Annotated in this window: 23 protein-coding genes; 10 read left to right on the top strand and 13 right to left on the bottom strand. The window is 65.6% G+C overall.

The window, feature by feature from the left end; all coding sequences use genetic code 11:
- Positions 1-70: 70 nt before the first annotated feature.
- Complete coding sequence (locus ABIB95_RS15955) at positions 71-1,924, bottom strand: alkaline phosphatase family protein (protein ID WP_166342244.1); 1,854 nt, start codon at positions 1,922-1,924, stop codon at positions 71-73.
- Positions 1,925-2,437: 513 nt separating this feature from the next.
- Between ABIB95_RS15955 and ABIB95_RS15950 the strand changes: the two genes are divergently transcribed.
- Positions 2,438-2,887, top strand: a complete 450-nt coding sequence (locus ABIB95_RS15950; RefSeq protein WP_354117895.1) for a hypothetical protein — start codon at positions 2,438-2,440, stop codon at positions 2,885-2,887.
- A gap of 18 nt (positions 2,888-2,905) precedes the next feature.
- On the opposite strand, the gene ABIB95_RS15945 is transcribed toward ABIB95_RS15950, so the two are convergent.
- A complete protein-coding gene (locus ABIB95_RS15945; RefSeq protein WP_354240502.1) occupies positions 2,906-3,748 on the bottom strand; it encodes a GNAT family N-acetyltransferase in 843 nt (280 codons plus the stop codon).
- 100 nt (positions 3,749-3,848) lie between these two features.
- On the opposite strand from ABIB95_RS15945, the gene ABIB95_RS15940 reads away from it, so the two are divergent.
- Together ABIB95_RS15940 and ABIB95_RS15935 are read left to right on the top strand one after the other, a co-directional pair.
- On the top strand, positions 3,849-4,553 hold the full coding sequence (locus ABIB95_RS15940; protein WP_135214930.1) for an SDR family oxidoreductase: 705 nt from the start codon (positions 3,849-3,851) through the stop codon (positions 4,551-4,553).
- A 279-nt stretch (positions 4,554-4,832) separates the two neighbouring features.
- On the top strand, positions 4,833-5,660 hold the full coding sequence (locus ABIB95_RS15935) for an outer membrane protein (RefSeq protein ID WP_354240499.1): 828 nt from the start codon (positions 4,833-4,835) through the stop codon (positions 5,658-5,660).
- A gap of 67 nt (positions 5,661-5,727) precedes the next feature.
- Here ABIB95_RS15935 and ABIB95_RS15930 read toward each other — a convergent pair whose 3' ends face one another.
- Positions 5,728-6,783, bottom strand: a complete 1,056-nt coding sequence (locus tag ABIB95_RS15930) for a serine hydrolase (protein WP_354240497.1) — start codon at positions 6,781-6,783, stop codon at positions 5,728-5,730.
- A 281-nt stretch (positions 6,784-7,064) separates the two neighbouring features.
- Here ABIB95_RS15930 and ABIB95_RS15925 point away from each other — a divergent pair, with 281 nt between their 5' ends.
- The 3 genes from ABIB95_RS15925 (at position 7,065) to ABIB95_RS15915 (ending at position 8,993) form a co-directional block, all read left to right on the top strand.
- Complete coding sequence (locus tag ABIB95_RS15925) at positions 7,065-7,454, top strand: ArsR/SmtB family transcription factor (protein ID WP_354240495.1); 390 nt, start codon at positions 7,065-7,067, stop codon at positions 7,452-7,454.
- Positions 7,454-7,945: an SRPBCC family protein gene (locus ABIB95_RS15920; protein ID WP_071912944.1), complete on the top strand. Its 492-nt coding sequence runs from the start codon at positions 7,454-7,456 to the stop codon at positions 7,943-7,945. The genes ABIB95_RS15925 and ABIB95_RS15920 overlap by 1 nt, the downstream gene beginning before the upstream one ends.
- A 205-nt stretch (positions 7,946-8,150) precedes the next feature.
- Entirely contained in the window at positions 8,151-8,993 is an 843-nt protein-coding gene (locus tag ABIB95_RS15915) for a hypothetical protein (protein WP_354240493.1), read from the top strand.
- On the opposite strand, the gene ABIB95_RS15910 is transcribed toward ABIB95_RS15915, so the two are convergent.
- Positions 8,974-9,660, bottom strand: coding sequence for a response regulator (locus ABIB95_RS15910; RefSeq protein ID WP_063982664.1), 687 nt, complete (start codon positions 9,658-9,660; stop codon positions 8,974-8,976). The genes ABIB95_RS15915 and ABIB95_RS15910 overlap by 20 nt on opposite strands.
- Complete coding sequence (locus ABIB95_RS15905; RefSeq protein WP_354240491.1) at positions 9,657-11,042, bottom strand: HAMP domain-containing sensor histidine kinase; 1,386 nt, start codon at positions 11,040-11,042, stop codon at positions 9,657-9,659. Before ABIB95_RS15905 ends, ABIB95_RS15910 begins: the two co-directional genes overlap by 4 nt.
- 188 nt (positions 11,043-11,230) lie before the next feature.
- Here ABIB95_RS15905 and ABIB95_RS15900 point away from each other — a divergent pair, with 188 nt between their 5' ends.
- Positions 11,231-12,097, top strand: coding sequence for a DUF3280 domain-containing protein (locus tag ABIB95_RS15900; RefSeq protein ID WP_354240489.1), 867 nt, complete (start codon positions 11,231-11,233; stop codon positions 12,095-12,097).
- A gap of 14 nt (positions 12,098-12,111) precedes the next feature.
- On the opposite strand, the gene ABIB95_RS15895 is transcribed toward ABIB95_RS15900, so the two are convergent.
- Genes ABIB95_RS15895 through ABIB95_RS15885 form a run of 3 tightly spaced genes read right to left on the bottom strand, consistent with a single transcriptional unit; the run spans position 12,112 to position 15,148 of the window.
- Entirely contained in the window at positions 12,112-13,143 is a 1,032-nt protein-coding gene (locus tag ABIB95_RS15895) for an L-idonate 5-dehydrogenase (RefSeq protein ID WP_354240487.1), read from the bottom strand.
- A gap of 25 nt (positions 13,144-13,168) precedes the next feature.
- Entirely contained in the window at positions 13,169-13,936 is a 768-nt protein-coding gene (locus ABIB95_RS15890) for an SDR family oxidoreductase (protein ID WP_063982668.1), read from the bottom strand.
- 12 nt (positions 13,937-13,948) lie between these two features.
- Entirely contained in the window at positions 13,949-15,148 is a 1,200-nt protein-coding gene (locus tag ABIB95_RS15885) for a mandelate racemase/muconate lactonizing enzyme family protein (protein WP_167768060.1), read from the bottom strand.
- Positions 15,149-15,322: 174 nt separating this feature from the next.
- Here ABIB95_RS15885 and ABIB95_RS15880 point away from each other — a divergent pair, with 174 nt between their 5' ends.
- The gene (locus ABIB95_RS15880) at positions 15,323-16,090 is read left to right on the top strand and encodes a GntR family transcriptional regulator (protein WP_028152288.1); all 768 of its coding nucleotides are present in this window, start codon (positions 15,323-15,325) and stop codon (positions 16,088-16,090) included.
- Between the two features lie 25 nt (positions 16,091-16,115).
- The gene (locus tag ABIB95_RS15875) at positions 16,116-17,480 is read left to right on the top strand and encodes an MFS transporter (protein ID WP_063982669.1); all 1,365 of its coding nucleotides are present in this window, start codon (positions 16,116-16,118) and stop codon (positions 17,478-17,480) included.
- A 46-nt stretch (positions 17,481-17,526) separates the two neighbouring features.
- Here the strand turns inward: ABIB95_RS15875 and ABIB95_RS15870 are convergent, their stop codons facing one another.
- From ABIB95_RS15870 to ABIB95_RS15850, 5 genes are all read right to left on the bottom strand, one after another.
- Entirely contained in the window at positions 17,527-17,754 is a 228-nt protein-coding gene (locus tag ABIB95_RS15870) for a hypothetical protein (RefSeq protein WP_354240485.1), read from the bottom strand.
- 97 nt (positions 17,755-17,851) lie between these two features.
- Positions 17,852-19,102: an arsenic transporter gene (locus ABIB95_RS15865; RefSeq protein ID WP_354240483.1), complete on the bottom strand. Its 1,251-nt coding sequence runs from the start codon at positions 19,100-19,102 to the stop codon at positions 17,852-17,854.
- Positions 19,103-19,127: 25 nt separating this feature from the next.
- Positions 19,128-20,414, bottom strand: coding sequence for an MFS transporter (locus ABIB95_RS15860; protein WP_354240481.1), 1,287 nt, complete (start codon positions 20,412-20,414; stop codon positions 19,128-19,130).
- Between the two features lie 68 nt (positions 20,415-20,482).
- Complete coding sequence (locus ABIB95_RS15855) at positions 20,483-20,923, bottom strand: EamA family transporter (RefSeq protein ID WP_063982673.1); 441 nt, start codon at positions 20,921-20,923, stop codon at positions 20,483-20,485.
- 10 nt (positions 20,924-20,933) lie between these two features.
- Positions 20,934-23,411: a PAS domain-containing hybrid sensor histidine kinase/response regulator gene (locus ABIB95_RS15850; RefSeq protein WP_354240479.1), complete on the bottom strand. Its 2,478-nt coding sequence runs from the start codon at positions 23,409-23,411 to the stop codon at positions 20,934-20,936.
- A 212-nt stretch (positions 23,412-23,623) separates the two neighbouring features.
- Here ABIB95_RS15850 and ABIB95_RS15845 point away from each other — a divergent pair, with 212 nt between their 5' ends.
- Positions 23,624-24,694: a zinc-binding metallopeptidase family protein gene (locus ABIB95_RS15845; RefSeq protein ID WP_354240477.1), complete on the top strand. Its 1,071-nt coding sequence runs from the start codon at positions 23,624-23,626 to the stop codon at positions 24,692-24,694.
- Positions 24,695-24,778 lie beyond the last annotated feature (84 nt).

Genomic DNA, 24,778 nt, shown 5'->3' with positions numbered 1-24,778 from the left:
AAGATCTGGGAATGTAAGAGTTAGACGAGACTGTCGCGCCCCTTGCGAGGCGCGACAGACAGCGGCGGGGTTATTTCCCCGCCGTTTTTTGTTTGCCGGCGTCCGGCTCGAGCCCGAGCGTGCGGCCCGGGAAACCGGCGGCGTCGAAATAGCGCTGGCTGCCGACGCGCTGGAAGTTCAGCACGGTCACCAGGCCGCCCTCGGCGGGCTTGGACTTCAGCGTGCCGGTATAGGCCTTCGGCACGATGCCGTTGGGCAGGGCCTCCGACATCACGCGGCCGACAAGGCCGCCGTTCTGCGGGCCGCGCAGGCCCATGAGTTGGGCGGCCGTCATGCCGACGTCGGCATTGCTGACCGGGATCTGGCTGACATAGCCGGCTTTGAAGTCCGGACCGATCGCGGCCATGAAGTTCATGGTGTCGCCGCGGCTGAAGCTGCCATGCATGCCCTGGCCCTGGCGCAGCACGGTGTCGGCGACCTGCACCGAGCAGTTGGTCGGCGCCTCACCGCAATCGCTGGCATAGGAGCGGAAATTGACGACGATCGCCGGCGTTGGCGTCGCCGACTTGCCGCGCAGATTAATGCTCGACAGCGGCAGGGTACCGGGGATGCGGCCGAGCGAGTCGTCCACGAACAGGCCGGAGACGTAATCCTGCTCGAGCAGCGCCTTGACGGTCTTGACCGCCAGCTTCTTGTCCTTGTTCGGCAGGTAGATCAGGTCCGAGCCGCCATTGGTGGCGATGACGAGGTCAGGCTTGGTCGGATCCTTGCCGAGCACGCCGTTGCCGGCCTTCGGATGGGCGTTGCCGGTGACGGCGGCGTTCTTGTCGTTGGGGTCGAACAGCGGCAGGTCGAGCGCCTTGGCGAGGTCGATCGCCAAAAAGCCCATCGGCAAAAAGTCCTTCGGCGTGTCGTCATAGCTGACCTTGGCCGAGGGGCTGGTCTTGCTCTCCTTGGAGATGGTCGAGAAGCCGTGGTCGGCCTGGATCATGATGTTGGTATTCGCGGCCAGCCCAAGCTCGTCGAGCGCCTTGCGGAGCTGGGCGAGGTTGTTGTCGGCGTTCTTGATGCTCGCCATCGTGCTCGGGCCGTTGATGCCCGGCTTGATCTGGTTGAGGCTGTCGCCCTGGTTGTGCTGGGTGCCGTCAGGGTCGCGCGACCAGAACACCAGCACGAACGGCTTGTTGCGCGCCTTGAACATCGGCAGCACGGCCTTGGCGGCGACGTCGGCGAAATAAGCCTGCTGCGCGACGTTGGCGACGACGGTGCCGGGCGTCTTGGCATCGCCCGCCTTGGAATTGTCGCCGCGCGGTGGCGTGGCGAGGGGCAGACCGGCCTTGGTCAGCGCGTCCTTCACCTCGTCCGACAGCGCCACGCCGTTCTTGCCGCCGGTGGAGTCGTCGAACACGACCGAATGCAGGCCGGCCTTTTCGGGCTTGTCAGTGTGGTCGAACTGGTAGGTTGGACCGACCTTGCCGATCGCCGCGGTGCTGAAGCCCTTGTCGCGGGCCATCTTCAGAATCGTCTCTTCGTTGAGATAGTCGCCCTTGAAATGCTCGTCGATGTCGCCGAGCACGGCGTCGTTCTCGATGAAGGGGACCACGGTGTCGCCGGCGGGGACGGACGTATAATTGGTCCAGATCGTGTTGGAGAACACGCCGGTGTCGCCGAGATAGTGGCCGGTCGACATCGCCGAGCCGTTGGCCATGGTGAAGGTCGGGAAGAGGGAGTGCGGGTTCTTGAAGTTGACGCCCTTGTCACGGACCTCGGCCATCGCCGGCGCGGTCTCCGGCGTCACCTTCAGCGCGCGCAGACCATCGGGGATGAAGAGGATCAGGTTGCGGGGTGTGTTGTTCTGGGCGGAGGCAAGTCCGGTGGACAAGACTGTCAGCCCGGCGGACAGCAACACCAGTGAACGGCGCATCGAAATCTCCTGCGGTGAGGCGGCAATGGCCGCGACCGCGGCCCCGGCCATCGTTTAGTTTTGCTGCATGACAGTTTTGTTACAAGGCCCAAGGAGCAAGCAGAAGTGACGGGGAGGTGACCAGGCACCCACGGATGGGGCGTTGTCGGGCACGAGATCGCAGTTGTTGCGCTCAGCCGCCTCGACGCCGTCACTGCGAGGGCACCGAAGCAATCCGGAATTCCTCCGCGGCAAGACCCTGGATTGCTTCGCTGCGCTCGGGGAGGAGGCGACTTCAAGCAAAATTGCCGCCGCCAAATTCGGCGAGCGCGATCAACTCCGATCAACGGGTCATGAGGACTACCCCGGAACGAAGTGTCTGAAATCAGCACAGAATCCCGGGCGACTTGCCGCACCAAGCTCCCTGTTAATCCCGTGCCTTAACCAACAATTAATTATACGTTTGCGGGTGGGTGACGGCCCGGCCTAGCGTGCGGTGGGGAGCCGCCGAAGCCAAACGAGTTGGTGCGTATCATGATGTCCAGATCATATGGGGCGCTCTTCGCCTCGCTCAGCGCAGCCGCGCTGCTCCTTTCTGCCAATGACGGTTTTGCCAGGCCCGGCGCCACCGCCACCGCCGCGCACGGGATGGCCGCCGCGCCTTCCGGCGCGATCGCGCGTCCGCAGATCGGTCCTGGCGCCCGGTTCCGCGGCCGCAACACGCCTTGGGTCTATTGGCCGGGCGGCGGCGGGTTCTACGACAACGCCGGCTATAACCAGCCTTTCGTCGATGCCGGGCAGCCGGCCTCCACCGACGTGCGTTACACCTATACGTACGACGTTCCCTGGGACTGGACCCATCGCTTCCCGCCGAACGTCGTGCCGTCCGACCGACCCTATGTGCCGAGCTGCCCGACGGAGCAGGTGACGGTGCCCGGCCGCGGCGGCGGCGAGCACACCGTCAACATCATGCGCTGCTACTGAGTGGCCTAGTCCGCTCAGCTAGCCCAGCTCAAAGCTGGTCACGCCGAAGACCCGGTCGATCCGCAGCGGCGGGATCGGCCCTGTGTACATCCGCGCCGTCTCGAACACCGGCTTGAGCCCGAGCGATTCCGCGAGCGCGATGGCCTCGCGATTGATCGCGGGGACGTCGAGGAAGACTTCGCCGCCGCCTGCGCTCGCCAGCAGGGCTTGCACGATCGCTTCCGCCGCTCCGCGGTCGTCGGCGACGAGCGGGCCGATCTTGTGGCCGGTCCGGCAGGGCCGGATCACCCCCCATGCGGCGAGCTTGCCGTCGCGCAGCAGCGCGCCGCCGAGATGGCCTGATGTGTTGATCCAGGCGCGCAGGAAGGTGCTGCGCGCGGCCGGGAAGACGGTCGCGTCGTCGGCTTCAACGAGCGCGAACGGGATATTGTCGAGCGCGACGATTTCGGCGGGTGGATTCGGCGGCGCGGCGACGATGCCGCCGTAGCGGATATTGGCGTAGGCAAGCTGGAAGCCGGACTTCTTGTAATTGTCCTGCTGCGCGACGACGCCATCGAGCCCGATCACGCGGGCGCCTGCATGCGCGATCGCCGCGTTCCAGATGCGCAGTCCGTGGCCGGCGCCGCGAAAGCCTGAGCGCGCGATGTAGAAGCCGAGGAAGGCGAAGCGATCATCGTAATTGACGCAGGAGATTGTTGCGACCGGCTCGCCGTCGATCTCGCCGACGAAGAAGCCCTTCGCGTCCGGGATCGCGAAACAGGCGGCGTCGCCGAGGCCCGGATTCCAGCCCTCGGCCGCGGCCCAGTCGACGGCGATGGCGATCTCCTCGGGACGCAAATTGCGGATCTGCAGATCGCTCATGACGGATGCCTTCGGCGGTGGACCTGGCGGCAGGTCCGGCGGTAGAAGGCCTCATGATAGGCCGGGCCCGGGGCTCGCCTCAACACAGGGATGATCGGTCATGGCAGCAGAGAAGGTCGCACTGGTCACGGCTGGCGGCAGCGGCATGGGGGCAGGGGCTGCGCGGCGGCTCGCGGCCGACGGCTTTCGCGTCGCGATCCTGTCGTCCTCCGGCAAGGGCGAGGCGCTGGCAGTCGAGCTCGGCGGCCTCGGCGTCACCGGCTCCAACAAGTCGAACGATGATCTGAAGCGGCTCGTCGACGGGGCGATGGCCAAATGGGGACGCATCGACGTGCTCGTCAACAGCGCCGGCCACGGGCCGCGCGCGGCGATCACGGAGATCACCGACGAGCAGTGGCACACCGGCCTCGACACGTATCTCCTCAACGTGATCCGTCCGACCCGGCTGGTGACGCCGGTGATGCAGGCGCAGAAGGCCGGCGCCATCATCAACATCTCGACCGCCTGGGCGTTCGAGCCGAGCGCGATGTTCCCGACCTCCGCGGTGTTCCGCGCCGGCCTCGCCGCCTTCACGAAGATCTTCACCGACACCCATGCCGCCGACAACATCCGCATGAACAACGTTCTGCCGGGCTGGATCGACAGCCTGCCGCAGACCGATGCGCGCCGCGACAGCGTGCCGATGAAGCGCTACGGCAAGGTCGAGGAGGTCGCGGCGACGGTGTCGTTCCTGGCGTCCGAGGGTGCCGCCTACATCACCGGCCAGAATATCCGCGTCGACGGCGGACTGACGCGCTCGGTGTGAGTCGGCGCGCGGCTTCGCTCCGCCATTCTGGTGCACTTGTCGTAACGCGACGCGCGGCTTGCGTGGTGCGCCGCTGCGGCGGGGCGACGCGTGGCGTTCGGGTCACACTCGTCACTGGTCTTGCGCGATAAGTCACGGACTACGTCACAGTCCATACGAACTGCGCCGCAGACCGAGACGGCGAGCGGTCCACTCCCTATCCCCAATCTGCGCCGGATGGCTCCCACCGGTGCGCATTTGAAACGCGAGCGTCGATCGCGTGGGGCATGGAGACTCGGAATGAACAAGTTTTTGCTGGCGGTCGCTTCAATTGTGCTCGGCACCGCATCCGCGCATGCGGCCGACCTCGCGGCGCAATACACCAAGGCGCCGGCGATGGCGCCAGCCTACAACTGGACCGGCTTCTATGTCGGCGGCAATGTCGGCGGGCAGTGGGGCAATGCCGATCTAAACACCTCGACCATCTGGACGCCGGCCGGCTATTTTGCGGCGAGTAGCGTCCCCGCCATCAACACGGTCGGCGCCCAGGGCGTCAACAGCTCCAGCGTGACCGGCGGCTTTACCGCGGGCTACAACTGGCAGGTCAACCACGCCGTGCTCGGCCTCGAAGGCGACATCAACTATTTCGGTTTCAAGGGCAGCGCGACGGGCTCTGCGCTCTATCCCTGCTGCGCGCCGACAGGCTTTACCGTGTCGTCGCAGGTCTCGGCCGATTGGCTCGCCACCATCCGCGGTCGCATCGGCTTCCTCGCGGCTCCGACCTGGCTGCTGTACGCGACGGGCGGCGCGGCGATCTCCGAGGTGAAGGGCAATTTCAATTTCACCGACACGTTCTCAGCCGCGACCGAGTCGGCCGCGATTCGCGACACGCGCCTCGGCTGGACCGCGGGCGTCGGCACCGAATATGCCTTCGGCGGCGGCTGGTCGCTCAAGGCCGAATATCTCTACGTCGATCTCGGCCGCGCCAGCGCGACCAGTACCAATCTGGTCGGCGGCGTAACGCAATATCCGAGCAACGTTTATACCCACTCGGTCGATCTCAAGTCGAACATTGTGCGCGTCGGCGTGAACTACAAGTTCGGCGGACCGGTCGTCGCCAGGTACTGAGCATCCCGTTCCTGATCTGGCGCGGAAAGCCCCGGCTCTGCCGGGGCTTTCTGTTGCGAGGGACGGTTCAGTGCGAGGCGACGAGCTTCGCCAGCGCGGGCAGGATCTTGTAGCGAACGATCTCGTGCGGGTATTCGCCGCGATTGGCGAGCAGGACGAAGCCGATCTGCCTGATAGGGACGAGGCCGAGATAGCCGGAGGCATTGTTGAGGCCGCCGGGCTTGTCGACGATGGTGGCCTCGGGGAGGTGGACCGTCTCCCAGGCCATGCCTTGTCCGAATTTGTCGTCGACGCGGAAGGTCTCGCGCTGCGTCATCCGCAGCGCCTCGCGCAAATGCGGATCGAGCGTGCGGCCGTCGACGCAGGCCGCAACGAAGGTCGCGAGATCCCGCGGTGACGAAAACATTTGGCCGGCGCCGGGAAAGTCGAAATAGCTCTGCTGGTTGCCGGGTGGGCCGATCGCCATGCCCTGATCCGAATAGCCTTGCACGACGCGCTGCATCCACGCCGCGTCCATGACGGCGCGGTTGTCCTCGCCGCGCTCCGGCAGAGAGGTTGCATTCATGCCGATCGGCCCAAGGATGCGCTCTTCGAACAGGGTTGCGATCGGAGCGCCGTAGCAGCGCTCGAGCACGAGCTGAAGCAGCACGTAACAGGCATGGCTGTAGATGCGCTGCTTGCCGGGCGCTTCGCCCGCCTGCGGCTCGAAGGCGTTGAACATGTCGATGAACTGCGCCCGCGAGAACGAGTCGTTCGGCCAGGGTGGATGGTCGGTCGACAGCAGCATGCCCGACGTGTGCGTGGCGAGCTGGCCGACGGTGACGCGGCAGACATAGTCTCCCGTGAGTTCGGGCAGATATTTCGGCAGGCGGTCGTCGAGCCGCAATTCACTCCGGAGCGAGCCCAGCGCCACCAGCGTCGCCTCGAACGGTTTGCGCAGCGAACCAAGGTTGAACAGCGTGTCCGGCGTGACCGGTCTTCGCGTGGCGTCGTCGGCGAAGCCGTAGTTGAAGAACTCGACATGGCGGCCGGCATAGAGCGCGGCGGCGAGGCCGCCCGGCTGGTCCGGCGTCATGGTCGGCGCCAGCTCGTTGGCGACGATGTCGCGCATCTGCGCGATCATGTCGGAATCCGCGGATGCGCGGCGCGGCCAGGCCAACACGAGGGGAACCAGCGCAGCCCGCGCGAGGGCCCGCCGGGTGAGGTGTGATGAGGTGACAACAGACGGCACGGCTCTGACGCATGGTGCGATGCGCCCCCTCTCTCTTCTAACGGCGAGGGCTGCGTGTCCCAATTCACGATTGCGCGTTGTGGGTTCCGTCGGTGGGGGCCTTGCGGAAAATTACTTAGCTTGTGAGCTAACAATTATTGACGCAGGGCGGTGGTGGGCCTATAGTTAGCTTCATGGCTAACCAATTATCTCAGCTCGACCAGATCTTCGCAGCCCTCGCTGATCCCACAAGGCGGGCGATCGTGATGCGGCTCTGCGCCGGCGAGGCGTCGGTCGGCGAGCTCGCCGATCCGTTCGAGATGGCGCTGCCGAGCTTCATGAAACACATCCATGTGCTGGAGACGAGCGGGCTCGTTCAGTCGGAGAAATCCGGCCGCGTGCGCACCTGCCGTCTCAGCCCGGACGCGCTCGTCGGCGCGGAGGACTGGTTCCAGCAGCAGCGCGCGATCTGGGAGGCGCGGCTCGACCGGTTCGAGGCTTACGTCATGCAACTGAAGAAAGAGAAGGAGAGGGCGGCCGCCAAGCGACCGTCCCGCATAACCAAACGGAAAGGTTCTGAGTGATGACGAATTCTGCCAATCCCGCTCTGTCGCAATGGTCGATCGACCGCGAGATCGTGATGTCGCGCGTGATCGACGCGCCGCGCGATCTGGTGTTCGAGGCGTGGTCCGATCCAAAACATCTCCCGCAATGGTTCGGGCCGAAGGGCTTCAAGATCGAGACCTTCGAGATCGACGTGCGTGTCGGCGGCGTCTGGCGCTTCAACATGATCGGTCCCGACGGCACCGTCTATCCGAACCGCATGCGCTTCCGCCGCATCGAGCGGCCGTCGCTGATGGAGATGGATCACGGCGTCGACCAGGACGACGATCCCGGCATGTTCCGCTTCACCCTCACCTTTGCCGAGCAGAGCAACGGCAAGACCGTGCTGATGATGCGGCAACTGGCCTCGAGCACCGAGCAGCGCGACGGCATGATCGGCTTCGGTGCCGTCGAATACGGCTACCAGACGCTGGACAAGCTCGCGGCGTATGTTGGTGGGATGAAGAAATAGAATCCCCAGCGTTATTCCGGGGGCCTCGAAGAGGCGCCCCGGAATAAGCTCGGAAACGCATGGGGAGAGCAGTCGCCTTCGCGAATATGACAGCGCGCAGCTCAATTATGACAGCGCCATAACGTAGATTCTTGTCGCGTCGTGCCGCCGATTTATGACAGAATTGCTACCACTAAATGTCATATCGGTTACGGCGGAGCGATTCATGTTGCAGTGGCAGGCGCGGTCAAATCCCCTCGCGTGGTGGTGGGGGTCCCTGACGCTTGTCAGCAGTGCCAACATTCTCGTCTGGTTCATGCTGTACCGCGAGTTCTATCCGACGGTTGCCGGCAGCGCCGGCGGCGGTTCGGATATCGGTCTGATGTTCCTGCTCTGCGCCGGCTATGTATTCGGTTGCGCGTTCCGATCGTTCCTGCCGCGCGCCGATGTGCAGCGCATCTGCCTGTTCGACACCTGGCTCTCCAGTGTCTTCGTCGGCCGCACCGTCGCGACCGTGGCCGAGCTGTGCTTCGTCGCGCAATGGGCGATCATCCTGCATCAGCTAGGTCACATGACGGCGGCGGAGACCGCGGTGAACATCGCGCTGGTGATCGTGCCCATCATCATCATCGCGGAGTGCTTCTCCTGGTACGCGGTCGTCACCACGAATTTCCTCTACAACGCGATCGAGAATTCGTTGTGGGCGGTGACGTTTTTCCTCGCCGGCATCGCGCTATGCCGCCTCATGCCGGAATTCCAGGGACCGGTGCGCTGGGCGCTGATCGCCGGCATCATCGGCATCGCCTGCTTCCTCGCCTTCCTCGTCACCGTCGACGTGCCGATGTATCTCAGCCGCTGGCGGGCCGGGCATCAAGAGGGCAACAAGCTCCTCGGCTTCCTCGAAGGTCTGCATGACGTCGCGACGCGCTGGGTGGTGACCCACGACATCGCGCACTGGAAGGGCGAGCTGACCTGGATGTTCCTGTATTTCACCGCTGCGGTGTGGTCGAGCCTCGCGCTCTGCGCGCTCTACGCCATGGAAGGCTATCTCACGCGTTATCTGGCCTGAGCGACCGGGCTTCGCCGAGATCGGCCTGCGTCAGCAGGCCTTGCCGCAGCGCCAGCCGGACCAGCTCGATGTCGGAGCCGACGCCGAGCTTGTCCTTGATCAGCGAATGCAGGTTCGCCACCGTCTTCGGGCTGACGTGGAGCGTCTCGGCGATCTCCTCCGTCGTGTTCTCGGCGAGCAGCAGCCGCAGCACCTCGAACTCGCGCGGCGTGAGGACGTCGGCGGCCGAGCTCTCGCCGCTGATACGGCTGAGCGCGAGCTCGTGGTCGATGTCGGGGCTGATGGCGATCTTGCCGGCGAGCACGTCCATCACGGCGCGCACCAGCGTCTCCGGCGGGCTGGTCTTGGTGACATAGCCCCGCGCGCCGGCGCGGATCGCCTGCACGGCGAAGCCGGCATTCTCGTGCATGGTGAAGACGAGAATCCGTGCCGCCTTGTCCCATTGCCTGATGCGCCTGACGGCCTCGATGCCGCCGATGCCGGGCATGCTCAGATCCATGATGACGAGGTCGGGCGCCTCGGATTTGAACAGACGGTAGGCCTCGGCGCCGTCGGCGGCTTCGGCGACGACGCGAAGCCCGGGCTGCTTCTGGAGCACGGAGCGATAGCCCTCGCGGACGACGGAATGGTCGTCGACCAGCAGGATGGTCGCATCGGCCGCGCTCATGCCGCGCGCTCCAGTGGCTGCCGGTCGACGCCTGCAAGCGGAATGACCACGCGCAGCGCGGAGCCGCCGTTTGGCGCGGCCTCGAAGCTCAACTGGCCGCGCAAGGCCGCGACGCGCTCGCGCATGCCGAGCAGGCCCATTCCGGATTTTGCGACGGGATCGTTCGACCGTCCGTCGTCGTCGATCGCAAGTGCGATCTCGTCGGCATGCATGGCGAGCTCCAGGCTTACCCGGGTGGCGCCGGCATGCTTGGCGGCGTTGGTGAGCGCCTCCTGCACGATACGGTAGAGGCTCGCGCTGATCGTGGCGGGTAGGGTCGCGAACGCACCGTCGAAACGGATCGAAAACCGCGTCTGGCCGCGGCTGCGTCCGTTCCAGCCCGCGACCAGGCCTTCGAGGCTCGCCACGAGCCCGAGCTCCTCGACATCAGGCGGGCGCAGCCGGAACAGCGCGCCGCGCAGCGTCTCCATCATGCCGGTTGCGGTCCGCGCGATGCCGTCGCACTCGCCAAGCAGGGAGGGGCAGTCCTGTACGGCGGTCTGGCGGGCGGAGGAGGCGAGCGCGCGGATGGCGGCCAGCGACTGGCCGAACTCGTCATGCAGCTCGCGTGCGAGATGGCGGCGCTCCTCGTCCTGGAGTGCGATCAGTTTCCGCGTCAATTCGCTGCGCTCGGCCAGCGCGGTGTCGAGGCTTTCGGCGAGATGGTTGAAGACGTCGCGGATCGCCGACAGCTCGGCGAGATCGAACGGCGGCAGCCGCGTCGAAAGGTCATTGGCGGCGATCCGTTCGAGGCCGGAGCGGATCATGCGGGTGGGGCGCAGCGCACGCGCCAGTGCGGCGTAGACCAGGACGCACAACAGCGGCAGTGCGATCGCAAGTGCGAGCATCAGGCGGCCGGCCTCGTGCCAGGCGTCGGCCGTCTGCACGGCCGGATCGACCGAGACCACGGTCTCGCCGAGTTTCGTTCCGCGCGCGATCACGGGCCGTGCCGCCTCGCGGCCGGGGTCGAACAGGCTGCGATAGAAAGCCACGAAGACTTGCGGCGGCGGGTTCGCCGGGATCGGCGCGCCACTGCAGAACCGCTGGAGGATGTCGCCGCTCACGCCGCGGAACGCCAGGCACAGGCCGGGCGTCATCACATAGGCCGAAACGGGGTCGAGGTTGGGAAAGTCCGAGCGCGGGCTAGCCACCCACTGGATCTTGCCCTGTTGCAGCTCCAGCGTCTTGGCCACGATGGCGGCGATGTCGTCGAGGCGCGCATGGGCCGCGCGGTCGGCGGTGATGAGGAAATAGGCGGAGATCGCGGCGAAGCACGCGGCCGATATGGCGGCCACGCGCAACGTCAGACGGACCTTGAGATCGAACCTTGGGCGGTTCCACATCGGCGGGCACCTGGCGCGAACGGAATTGTCGCCCCGGCATTAAACGGCAGAACGCAAGCGGCGCAAAGCGCCGCGCTTACCGCGGTGCAACGTCGTGAAATTTTCCCGGCACGCGCCGGGACGGGGACGGCTGCATGGCATGAGGTTGCCGTCCAGATTGCGCCGCCGCTCCATCACACGAGGCCCGCATGCGCCGTATCAGCTTGATCCTCTCTGCTTTCCTCCTCTTCGTCCTCCCGGCGGCCTCTTCGCCTGCCGGCGCCGAGGATGCCATCGGCGTCGCCATGGACGATTTCAGCTACACCGATACGTCGGCCGAGCCGGCCAACCAGACCGCCGCCCATGAGCGGCGGCTGTCGGCGTTCATGGCCGCGCTCAGGCGGGATATCAGTGCGGACGGCCGCTACCGGCCGGTGCCGTCTGCCCAAGACGGCGCGGCATTCAAGGTCATCGGCGGCATCCAGAAGACCAGCACGCTGGTGCAATGGGCCAAGGTCGCCGTGATCGACGTCGGCGCCAAAAAGCTCGTGATGGACAAGCTCTACACCTTCCGCGGCGACAATGATGAATCATGGGAGCGTGCCGAGATTTTCGTGTCTCGCGAGGTCATGGCCGCGCTCGCCACGCCCGCGCCGGTCGCGCTGGCCGTGTTCGATTTCGAGCTCGAGGATACGACCGCCGCCTCGGCGGGCACTTCGGCCGCGTCGGATGCGTCATATCTGGCCGAGGTCACCACTAGCGTGCGCGAGGCGCTGGGCCAATCCGGCCGCTACCGCATCGTTGATGCCGGCGGCGAGGCGGTCAAGGCGCGCGCCTTGCGGGATTGCGGTGGCTGCGAGGCGGCGATCGCGCAAAAGCTCGGCGCGGATCAGTCGCTCATCGGCGTGGTGCGGCGGGTCAGCCGCACCGAATACACGCTCGGCTTCCAGGTCCGCGATGCCAGGACCGGTGCGGTGCTGTCGCGTGGCGACAGCGGCCTGCGCATGGGGGCCGACTATTCGTGGAAACGGGGCGCGGTCCGGCTGGTCAGCGATAAGCTGATCGGGAGCCAGTAACCGCGATACTCGCCCTAGAACGTCAGCTGCACCTTCATCGATTGCGAGCGGTCGCTGGCGAGTTCGAACGCGGCGACCGCGTTCTCGAACGGCATGGTGGCCGTGATCAGCGGTTTCACGTCGATCAGCCCTTCGCCCATCAGCCGCACCGCGAGCTCGAATTCGGGGTCGAAGCGGAAGGTGCCGCGGAGCTGCAATTCCTTGGCGACGATGGAGTTGATCGGCAGGGTCATCTCGCCGCCGAGACCGAGCTGCACCAGCGTCGCGCCGGGCCGAAGCACGTCGAGCGCGGTGCGGAGTGCGGCCTGGTTGCCGGACGCCTCGAACAGGGTGTCGAACACGCCCTTGCCGGCGCGCCAGGGATCGAGCGCTGTGGCATCGGCCGCGACATTGATGGCGTGGGTGGCGCCGAGCTTCTTTGCAACCGCGAGCGGCGCGTCGGCGACATCGGTCACCACGATCTCGGACGCGCCGCCGAAGCGCGAGACCAGGATCATCAGTGCACCGATCGGCCCGCAACCCGTGATCAGCACGCGCTTGCCGAGGAGGGGGCCGGCCTGCTTGCCGGCATGCAGGCACACCGCGAGCGGCTCGGCGACCGCGGCCTCCGCCAGCGACAGCTTGTCGGAGATCGGCACGGCCTGCGTGGCATCGACCGTGATGAACTCGCGAAACCCGCCTTGCACGTGGGGAAAGCGCATCGCGCTGCCGAGGAAGCGCATGTCGAGGCACTGGTTGCGCATGCCTTCCTGGCAATGCAGGCACTGGCCGCACGGTCTGCTCGGATTGACGGCGACGCGCGCGCCCGGCTTCACATTGGTGACGCCGTCACCGACGGCAGCGACCACGCCCGCGATCTCATGGCCCAGCGCCATCGGCTGCTGGATGCGCACGACGCCGAAACCGCCGTGATGATAGTAGTGCAGATCGGAGCCGCAGATGCCGCCGTTCGCAATCTTGACGCGGACTTCGCCCGGGGCGGGGGCTGGATCGGGATAGCTGTCGATCCGCAGGTCTTTCGGGGCGTGGATGACGACGGCGCGCATGGTCTCGTTCCCTTGGCTTTCGCGATTACATCGCGGCGATCATGCCGCCATCGACATAGATGATCTGTCCGTTGACGTAGGTCGAAGCGTCCGACGCCAGGAAGATCGCCGCGCCCACCAGCTCGTCCGGCCTGCCCCAGCGCTTGGAGGGGATGCGGCCCATCAGCCAGTTGTTGAAGTCGGTGTTGTTGACCAGCGCCTCGTTCATGTCGGTCAGCATGTAGCCGGGGCCGATCGCATTGGCCTGGATGCCGTGCTGGGCCCATTCCACCGCCATCGAGCGGGTCAGGTTCTTGATGCCGCCCTTGGCCGCGGTGTAGGGCGCGATGGTGGGACGCGCGAGCTCGCTGCCGAGCGAGCCGATATTGATGATCTTGCCGTGCTTGCGCGGGATCATGCGCTTGCCGGCCTCGCGGCCGATCACGAAGGCGCTGGTGAGGTCAGTCTCGATCACCTTGCGCCATTCGTCGGTGGTGAACTCGACCAGCGGCTTGCGGTGCTGGATGCCGGCATTGTTCACGAGAATGTCGACCGCGAGCCCTTCGCGGTCGAAGCGCTCGAAGGCCGCGACGATCGCGGGCTCATCGGTGACGTTGAACGCGGCGCCCTCGGCCTGATGACCGGCGGCGCGAAACTCGGCGACGGCCTGCTCGACGCGCTTGGGGTCGACGCCGTTGATGATGATCTTGGCGCCGGCCTTGGCCATGCCCTCGGCAATGGCGCGGCCGAGCCCGCGGGAGGAGCCGGTCACGAGCGCGGTGCGACCGGAAAGGTCGAAGAGGGCGGTGCTCATCTCAAGAAATCCTCAGACGTTGGAGCGACGCACGGTCAGATCGGAGCGGTCGAATACGGCGGGCAGAAGGTCGACGCCGAGGCCGGGTCCTTCCATCGGATAGACAAAGCCGTCCTTGATCGTCGGCATCGTGGTGACGAGCTCATTGTACCAGCCCCTGTAGAAGGCGCGTACCGATTCCTGGATCAGCGTGTTGGGCTGGCTGAACGACATGTGGATGGCGGCGATGAAGCCGATCGGGCCGATGCAGTCATGCGGCGCAAACGGGCGGTGATAGGTCTCGGCCATCGCCGCGATCTTGCGGCCTTCGGTCAAGCCACCGGTCCAGCACAGATCCGCCATCACCACATGCATGGCGTCGCGGTCGAGCATGTCCTTGTAGGGAAAGCGCGAGCCCAGCGTCTCGCTGGCGCAGACCCAGACGTCGGTCGAGCGGGCATATTCGGCCAGCGCCTGCGGCGAGTTCATCCGGATCGGGTCTTCGTACCAGGTCGGCTTGTAGGGCTCGAGCGCGCGCGCGATCTGCTTGGCGGTCGGCAGGTTCCAGAGCGAGTGGAGCTCGACCATGATCTCCATCTTGTCGCCGACGGCCTTGCGGATCTTCTCGAACGGTTCGATCGCCCGCTTCATCTGGGCTGCGGTGATGTAGAGCCCCTTGTTCTCCTGTGCCGCCGGGTCGAACGGCCAGATCTTCATCGCGGAGATGCCGCTCTCCAGCAGGCTTTCGGCCAGCGCGTCGGCGTGGTGCATGAAGCCGTCGAGGTCTTCGTAGGGGCCTTTGGAGGCGCCGAGATTCCAGTTGGCGACGGGGCTGATATTGGTGGAGCGGACATATTGAGTGCCGGCGCAGGTGTTGTAGATGCGCTGCTTGTCGCGGCAGAGGCCGCCGAGCATCTGGTGCACAGGCTGATTGCAGACCTTGCCGAACAAATCCCATAGCGCGATGTCGATTGCGGACGCCGCGCGGTATTCGACGCCGGTCGAGGATTGCGCCATCGGCAGGTTCAGCATGTCGCGGTGGATCGCCTCGATGTGCAGCGGATTGCGGCCGAGCAGGCGGCCGGCAAAGGTGTCGTGGATCTGCGCTTCGACCGCGCCCGCGCCATAGAAGGTTTCGCCGAGACCGATCATGCCCGTGTCGGTGTGAACACGCACCCAGATGACGTTGGAAAATTCCTCGGTGCGCAGCGTCTCGATTGACGTGATCTTCACGGCAATAATCCTCCCATCACAGGCGCCTCGCGCCTGACGTCTCATTTCGCACTGCAACATGTTGCAGGTCGCGCGAACGTCTTACGCTTGCTTGTAATATATCACAACATGTTTTAAGGGTCCCACAACTAAGGCGCCACCCAGCAATGAGAGCGCGGCTGACAGGAGGACGACATGGCACGGCGCAAGCGCGCGCTCGAGGTGGTGAGAAACGAGGACGACGGCGAGGGCAAGCCCTCCCGGCGCAACCGGCTCAACTTCTTCGAGCTGGCTTATCAGAGGATCGAAGAGCTGCTCGTCCACTGCGAGCTCAAGCCCGGACAATTCATGACGATGCTGGAATTGCAGCACATCACTGGCTTCGGGCGCACACCGGTGCATCACGCCGTCAATCGTCTCTCCGCCGACACGCTCATCATCATCCGTCCGCGCCACGGCCTGCACATCGCGCCGATCGATCTTGCGCGCGAGCGGATGCTGCTGGCCTTGCGCCGCGACATGGAGCGCTTTGTCGTGCGGCTCGCGGCCGATCGCGCCAGCCTGTCGCATCGCAATCAGGCGCTGCACATCGAGCGCCTGCTGCGCGAACGCCGCGCCACCCTGACCCTCGACGAATTCAACAGCATCGATCGCCGCATCGACGCGCTGGTGCTGGAAGCAGCCGGCGAGCCCTTCCTGGTGCACACGCTGCGGCCGTTGCACACGCTGTACCGCCGCATCGGCTACATCCACCATCGCTTCATGCCGGGACAGGCCGAACTGTCAGGCACGATCGATCGCCACCTCGCCATTCTCGTTGCGGTCGCCGGCCGCCACGTCGAGGACGCGGTGAAGGCGAGCGATGCGTTGATCGACTACATGGACCACATGTTCACGGGCATGGAGGCGGGGATCGATCCGCGCCTGCTCGATTGCAGCATCGAGCCGCTGCTCGGCACGTAAGAAAGTTTTGAAGAGAGGACCAAAGATGTTAACGACGGCGATGCCACAACCGACCGCGAGCGAAGCCGCGGTCCGCTACCTCATCACGAACTACAGTCCCAAGGGCAACAAGGTCGGCTGGCTGATGATGGCCTCGATCCTGGTCGAAGCCTGGGATCTCTATTCGATCGCCTTCGTGCTGATCTTCATCAAGGAGCAGTACAATCCCGATCCGCTGATGCTCGGTCTCGCTGCAGCCGGCACGCAGGGCGGCGCCCTGATCGGCGCGCTGCTCGGCGGCTGGCTCTCCGACAAGATCGGCCGCCGCGTCATGTTCCTGGTGACGATGGTGCTGTTCATCGTGCTCGCGCTGGCGCAGGCCTTCGTGCCGAACGTGACCTGGCTCATCGTGATCCGCTTCCTGCTCGGCATTCCGCTCGGCTCGGATATTTCGACCGGCTACACCTACATCATGGAATCCATGGCCAAGGGTGAGCGCGAGGTGATGGGCAATCGCTGGCAATTCATGTTCGCCGTCGGTGAAGTTCTCACCATCGGTGTCATCGTGATCTTCCTGCTGATCGACATGCAGCACGAGATGCTGTGGCGCGTGACGCTCGGTCTCGGCGCGGTGCCGGCGCTGATCATCCTGATCATGCGTCACGACGTGCCGGAGACGGCGGTGTGGCTGGTGCAGAAGGGACGTTACCGCGAGGCCAAGAAGGTCGCGCGCGAGATGTTCAACGACAATCTCGACATGTTGCCGGACCAGGACGTGAAGGTGCCGAAGGTCAGCACACGTGCCTTCATCGCCGACCTCAGGAAGGACCCGATCCGCTGGCGCGCCACGATCTACGGCTGGATCGCCTGTTTCGCGCAAGGCAGCGAGTTCTCGACCTTCGCATTCTATCTGCCGGTGCTGTTCGTGATGGTTGGCGTGTCGAGCGTGCTCGGCATCAATCTGGTGACGATGGCGCTGTTTTCCTTCGCGGCTCTGTCCGGCTGGGTCGGTCCGCTGCTGACGCCGAAGATCGGCCACCGCGGCATCTCGATCGCCGGCTTCAGCATCGTGCTGGCTTCGCTGCTGGTTGCTGCCTTCGCGCTCTACACCGACAACAAGATACTGCTGCCGTTCGCGGCGGCCGCCATGTTGTGGGGCCACTACTGGGACGCGTCGAACTGCATGACGATCCCGACCATGGTCGCCAAGCCGAAGTACCGCGGCACCGCCAGTGGCTTCGCCTACATGTTCGTGAAGCTGCCGTCGTTCCTGGCGATCTTCCTGTTCCCGACGGTATTCGCCGCGATCGGGCAGGCCAATGCCACGCTGATGGTCGCGATCTTCCCGCTGATCGGATTGCTCGCCGCAATCTTCATCCTGCCGGAAGTCTACGGCTACGAGAACGACTGACGCGTTGCCCGGTCGCGGCCTTGTGGCCGCGATCGGGCTTTTTCCGCTACGGGCTCAGGAAGACGGGATTGATCCCGGACCCGAGCAGACCGATCGCCTGAAGCTGGGCGCTGTGGAGGTCGATCTCCACGATCGCAAACAGGGTCAACAGCACCACGACCGAGACGACGAGCAGAGGGTGGTATGTCCCGCCACCTTGCTCCGGCGCGGTAAGGCTCCGAAACGAGCGACGCGGCGAAGAACTCTGCGGCAATGCCTTTGATTGAATCTGCATGATGGACCTCCGTGCCGCGCCGTATGAGACTGCGCGACGCGAAGAAGCATAGGTCCGGCTTTGGCGGCGACATTGATGCGCCGCAAATTGCGCGCGATTACCAGATCGCAGCCGCAAGCGCTGCGATCAAGGCGGGTGGCGTCACCAGCAGGCCCAGCTTGAGGAACGGCCAGGCGCCGACCTCGATTTTTTCGCGGCGGAGCGCAACCAGCCACAGGATGGTCGCGAGCGAACCGGTGATCGAGAAATTCGGTCCCAGGTCGACGCCGATCAGGATGGCGCTGACGACCGAGGTGGGCAGGTGATCGGCGGCCACGATCGACCCGGCGACGAGGCCGACCGGCAGGTTATTGGCAATATTGGTGGCGATGGCGGTGGCGATCCCAACGCTCCAGCCGGCCCCGGGTACGGACTGCGCGACGGCCTCGTGCAGAAGTGCGCTGAGATGGCCGATCACGCCAGTCTTCACCAGTGTTTCCACCATCACGAAAAGCCCGCCGACCAGCGGCAGCACGCTCCAGGACACGTGCTTCAGTACCGGCATGGGCGACTGACGGCTGAGCAGCAGGACGAGGCCGGTCGTCACGGCGCCGCAGATGAAGGTCGGCAGGCCAAGCTGCTTGTCGAGCGCGGAGGCCGTGATCAGCACTACGCCGATCGCAGCAATGCCGATCGCGGTCAGCTTGCCGCCGCGGCTGAGCACCTTGTGCGGCACGCGGCGCTCGATGATCTCCTGTTTCAGCGCGCGATGCTGGGTGATGCGCAGTACGACATAGGTCAGCACGATCGAGGCGAGCGAGGGCAGGGCGAACTGACGCAGCCATTCGGTCAGATGCGGCATGCGCGAGCCGAACACCACGAGATTGGCGGGGTTCGAGATCGGCAGCACGAAGCTTGCGGCGTTCGCGATGAAGGCGCAGACGAAGAGATAGGGCAGCGGCTTGGCGCCGGCTGCGCGCGTGGCGGCGTAGACGGCGGGTGTCAGCACGATCGCGGTGGCGTCATTGGAGAGCAGCACGGTGACGACGGTGCCCACGAGATAGATCAGCAGAAACAGCCGTTGCGGCGAGCCGGCTGCATATTCCACCGCAAGCGCGGCGAGATAGTCGAACAGGCCTTCGAGCCGGGCGAGCTCGGCGATCAGCATCATGCCGATCAGGAAGAGATAGACGTCGACGCCTTTCTCGATGCCGGTGAGCGCGTCCTGCCACGGCAGGAGGCCGAGCAGCACCAGGGCGCCGGCACCGATCACGGCCCAGATCGCCTCGGGCAGGCGAAAAGGCCGGATGATGACGCCTGCGGTCGCGGCGACGATGATGCTCCAGGCCCAGATGGCGTCAGACGGCACGTTCAGTCCTTGAGGTTGGGTCGGTTCATTCGGCAGCGATAACCGATGCTGGAGCCGCTGTCTTCCCCTGTGCCTGCAAGGTGCCACGCCGGGTCTCGGGCAAGGCGAGGAGGCAGACGACGGCGCCGATCGCGGCGACCGCGCCGAGCGTGATGAACGCCGCGCTGTAGCCGGCGCCGACCACGACGAGGCCCGCAAGCGTCGTCGATAGCGCCGCGCCGATGCTCTGGGCGGTGATGATGGCGCCCTGCGCGACGTTGAAGCGGCCGGTGTTGCGCATGAGGTCGGCGACGATGACGGGGAAGATCGCGCCAAAGATGCCGGCGCCGACGCCGTCCAGAAGCTGCACGCCGACCAGCCAGAACGGATTGTCGGAGAGCGTATAGAGCGCGCCGCGAATGGGCAGGATCAACAATGCGGCGAGGAAGAAGCGCTTGTGGCCCCAGCGGTCGGCCTTCGCGCCGACCAGCATCGCGAACGGCACCATCACTATTTGAGCTGCGACGATGCAGGCCGACATCAGGCTGGTGCCCATGTTCTTGTCCTGGAGCGCGAGTTTCTGCCCGACCAGCGGCAGCATGGCCGCGTTGGACAGGTGAAACAGCACGACGCAGACCGCGAAGACGAGGAGGGGGCGGCAGGTCAGGAGCACCGCGAGACCTGAGGGCTGTTCCGGCTGGTCACCGGTATCGGCGTCGTGCAGCCCGCGCGCGAGGTCGTGGTCGATGGCGCGGGCGGGGATTGCGAGAATGCTCACGAGGCTTGCGACCGCCATGGCAGCGAGAAGGTAGAACACGGCGGTCGGGCCGAACCAATAGGCGGAAAGTCCCGCCAGCCCGGCGGCGACTGCATTGCCGGCGTGATTAAAGGTCTCGTTGCGGCCGATCCGCCGGGTGAAGGCGGCATGACCGAAGATGCCGAGCGAGACGGCGGCGATCGCCGGCGGAAAGATCACGGCGGCGGCCTGCGCGATGCCTTGCGAGACCGCGACCGGCAGGAAGCTGGGAAACAGCGGCAGCGACAATGACGCCAGCGTCACCATGATGGCGGCGATGACCATCGCCAGCCGCTTCGCCCGCGTCGCATCGATCAGCGCGCCGGCCGGCGTCTGCGCCACGATGCCGGCAATGGTCGCAATCGACATCACGAGGCCGATGCGTGCCTCGTCCCAGTGCTGCTCGGTGAGGAGATAGACGGCGAGATAGGGCCCAAGCCCGTCGCGGACGTCGGCGAGGAAGAAGTTGGCCGCATCCAGCGCGCGGCCGGCGCGTCTCGTCTGGTCGGTGGGGTAATGGGAGGCTTGGCTCGACATCGGTCTCTCGATCGAGGCTGGGAAGCGATCCGCCAGAAACCGATCTCACGCCACCTTTGTTCCGCCCTTCAAAACTTCACGGCCAGCAGCACCGCGCCGGCGCCGATCATGGCGATGCCGAGCCAGCCCTGTCCAGTCGGACGCTCGCCGAGAAAGGTGAAGGCGAAAAGGGCGACCAGTACGACGCTGAGCTTGTCGATCGGCGCCACCAGCGTCGCCGGGCCGAGCTTCAGCGCACGGAAATAGCACAGCCAGGACGCGCCGGTCGCAAGCCCGGACAGCACCAGGAACAACCAGGTCTTCGACGAGACCGCCGACGGCACCGCGAATTGTCCGGTGAAGAACAGCAGCACCGAGAAGGCGAGCAGCACCACGATCGTGCGGATGAACGTCGCCAGATCCGGATTGATGTTCTCGACGCCGACCTTGGCGAAGATCGCGGTGAGCGCCGCAAAGCAGGCCGACAGAAGCGCCCAGGTCTGCCAGGCGGAGAAGAGGGCGGGTTTCATCGATTGTCTCTCACCTTGCCGCCGCCAACTTCTCCGTGATCGCCTTGCGCAAAATGCGCGACAGCGATTCCACGGAGTACGGCTTCTGGATCAGCTCGAACCCGCGATGCGCGTTCTCGGCGAGGACGTTGCTGTAGCCACTTGTGAGCACGACGGGCAGGCCCGGATAGCGCTCGCGGATGACGCCGGCGAGCTCGACCCCGTTCATGCCGGGCATGATGACGTCGGAGAAGACGAGGTCGACGGCGAATTCGTTCTCGCCGAGAATGCCGAGCGCCGCATTGGCATTGGCGACCCGGCGGACGACATAGCCGAGATCTTCCAGCAGCTCGGTCGAGAACTGGCCGACGTCGTCATTGTCCTCGACCACGAGCACGCGATAGCCGCGCCCGGTGGTGGCGGCCTCGCTGGTCAGTGCCGCAGCGTCCTTCTCCGCGGCGGGACTGTGCGCCTGCGGCAGATAGATGGTGAAGGTCGCGCCTTCGCCGCGCGTGCTCGTCACCGCGATGTCGCCCTCGGACTGCTTTGCGAAGCCGAAGGCCTGGCTGAGGCCGAGGCCGGTGCCCTTGCCGACCTCCTTGGTGGTGAAGAACGGCTCGAAGATGGCGTCGATGTTTTCGGGCGCGATGCCGCTGCCGGTGTCCGCAACCGAGATCGCGACGTAGTCGCCGCCGCGCGCCGACTGCGCACGCAGGCTCGGGATGCCCGCGACCTTGCGCACGGCGATGGTGAGGCGGCCTTCGCCCTCCATGGCGTCGCGGGCGTTGATGGCGAGGTTGATCAGCGCGGTCTCGAACTGCGCGATGTCGGCCACCGTGAAGCAGTCGGCATCGTTCACCTCGACGGCGATCGCGATGCGGCCGCCGACCAGCGGCCGGACCAGTTGCGCCACGGCCTCGACCTGGCTGCCGACGTTGAAGATCTGCGGCTTCAGCGGCTGCCTGCGCGCAAAGGCCAAAAGCTGCGCGGTGAGCTTGGAGGCGCGCTCCACGGTGTCGGAGATGGCGTCGACATAGCGGCGGCGGCGTTCTTCCGGCAGTTCGCGGCGGCGCAGGAAGTCGGTCGCGGAGCGGATGATGGTGAGGAGGTTGTTGAAGTCGTGGGCGACGCCGCCGGTGAGCTGGCCGATCGCCTCCATCTTCTGCGACTGCCGCAGCGCTTCCTCGCCGCGGCGGCGCTCGGTGATGTCGACGGCCTCGGGCACCGCACCGGTGATGTTGCCGTGGCGGTCGAGCACGGGACGCATGCCGAAGTCGAAATCGCGCTCTCCGATGGGCAGGCGCAGGCGCATCTCCAGCCGCACCGCTTCGCCTCTGAGCACGGTGTCGAAGGCCTCGCGCACGACGGCGCTCATGCCCTGGGTCTGGTTGAACCAGGGCGTGTCCCAGAACGGTTTGCCGATGACGTCGCGGGCCTCCACGCGAATGCCATCGAGCGCAGTCCGGTTCGCGTAGAGCAGCTCGCCCCTGAGATTGACCAGCCCCTGATACTGGTTGCTTGTCTCCAGGATCGCGCGCAGCCGCGCCTCGTTGGATTCGAGCTCGGCGGTGCGCTCGGTGATGCGCTCCTCCAGCGTCTCGTTGAGTCGCCTCAGCTCGATCTCGGCCTGCTTGGCGGCGGTGATGTCGTGGGCGACGCCGATGAAGCCGATGTGCTTGCCGGTCGGGTCCCAGCGCGGCTGCGATTCCGAGCGCAGCCACCGCCATTCACCGCTGGCGTTCTTGTAGCGCGCTTCCAGCACGAACGGCTTCAGCGACGCTTCGCCCTGGACGGATTGCTGCAGCACATGCGGCAGGTCGTCCGGATGCAATATCTTGCGCCAGTCGAAATCGATGGCCTGGTCGTAGGGCAGGCCGATGAAGTCGACATAGGCCTGGTTGGCGAAGGAGCGCGTGCGGTCGAGCTTCGTGACCCAGATCGGCACCGGCGCGCTGTCGGCGATCAGCCGGAAGCGCTCCTCGCTCTCGCGCAGCGTCTCGCGCGCGAGTGCCTGGGCGGTGATGTCGATATGGGCGCCGACGAGGCGAATGGCGCGGCCGTCACTGTCGCGCTCGAACTTGGCGACGACGCGGATCCAGCGGGTCTCGCCGTCGTTGGGGCGGATGATGCGGTATTCGGCGGTGTAGTCTTCGTTCGTCCCGGCCAGCGCATCGAGGAAGTGCTTGACCGCGGCGTCGCGATCCTCGGGATGGATGCGGTTGACCCAATCCTCATGCGACTCGTCGGTGGCATCCGCCGGCAGCCCGTGGAGCATCAGATATTCCGGCGAGCGGCGGTTCTTGAAGCCTTCGCGGAAGTCGACCTCGAGGCCGCCGACCTTGCCGATGCGCTGGATACGCGCCAGCTCTGCCTCGCGCTCCTGGAGCGCGTGATAGGCGTCGTCGCGCTCGCGCGCGATCTCTTCGAGGTGCTGGCGCAGCCTTTCGGCGGCGGTGGTATCGGGCAAGGGATCGTTCAAGGTGTCGGCCGTTGTGATGCAAGAGCGCACGTGCCGGGCCGATATTCCCACAGACAAAGCGTGATAGCCATTACTCAAAAGGGGATAAGGACGGAAAGGGCCACCGATCGCAGGGGCGGGTATGAACGAACGCCGGGTCTGGCTATTTGTTCCCGAATGTTGGAACGATGAGCCCCCGCGCGCGTATTTGCGAGGCGTCGCAACTCTTAATCATAAGACTCCCTTCCCGAAGAGGCTAAATCTTGAAGCTCTTTGTCTGCCAGGACTGCGGCAACGTCCTCTATTTCGAGAACCGCGCCTGCGAACGCTGCGGCCACCGCGTCGCGTTCCTGCCGGAGAAGGAGACGATGTCGGCGATCGAGCCCGACGGCGAGGCCTGGATGACGCTCGCCGACAAGGGCAGGGGGCGGATGCTCTGCCGTAACGCCGAATACGACGCGTGCAACTGGCTGACGGATGCGGGCGATACCACCGGCTATTGCCGCGCCTGCCGCCACAACGGCATCGTGCCCGATCTGTCCGATCCGGTTCAGCTTGCCGGCTGGCGCGAGTTGGAGGTGGCGAAGCACCGGCTGTTCTATTCCCTGATCCGCTGGAAGCTGCCGCTCCAGACGCGGCAGGAAAATCCCGAACATGGGCTGATCTTCAATTTCCTCGCGGACGATCCGAACAGCGGGCAGAGGATCATGACCGGCCACGATAACGGCCTGATCACGATCGCGCTGACCGAGACCGACGAGATCGAGCGCGAGCGGCGCAGGCTCGAGATGGGCGAGCCCTACCGCACGCTGCTCGGGCATTTCCGCCACGAGGTCGGCCACTATTTCTGGGACGTGCTCGTGCGCGAGGGCGGCAGGCTGGAGGAATGCCGCGCGGTGTTCGGCGACGATTCCGCCGATTACGGCCAGGCCTTGCAGCTCCATTATGCCGAAGGCGCGCCGCCGGACTGGCAGCAGACCTACGTCTCGGCCTACGCCACCACGCATCCCTGGGAGGATTTCGCCGAGACCTGGGCGCACTACCTCCACATCGTCGATACCCTGGAGATGGCCTCCGAGTTCGGCATGGAGGTGCGCCCCAGGGTCGATCGCGACGGGGAGTTGACGGCGCGCATCCGTTTCAACCCCTATGAGACGAGGGACGTCGAGGCGCTCGTCAATGCATGGCTGCCCTTCACCTTCGCCATCAACAGCGTCAACCGCGCCATGGGGCTGCGCGATCTCTATCCGTTCATCCTGTCTCCGGCGGTGGTCGGCAAGCTGGGCTTCATTCACGGCCTGGTCCGGGACGTGGCCAAGGCCGCGAAGCCGTAGGTCCGCTCATGGGCTGACCAGGCCGATTTCGGTCTTGCGCTGGTACGCCAGAGGGCGCGGATTTAGACCGTTGCCTCCGGCCGA

The sequence above is a fragment of the Bradyrhizobium sp. LA2.1 genome (genome assembly GCF_040547725.1).
GTDB classification, from domain to species: domain Bacteria; phylum Pseudomonadota; class Alphaproteobacteria; order Rhizobiales; family Xanthobacteraceae; genus Bradyrhizobium; species Bradyrhizobium barranii.
Note: the sequence above shows the minus strand (reverse complement) of the source record. Positions and strands in the feature narration are given on the sequence as shown.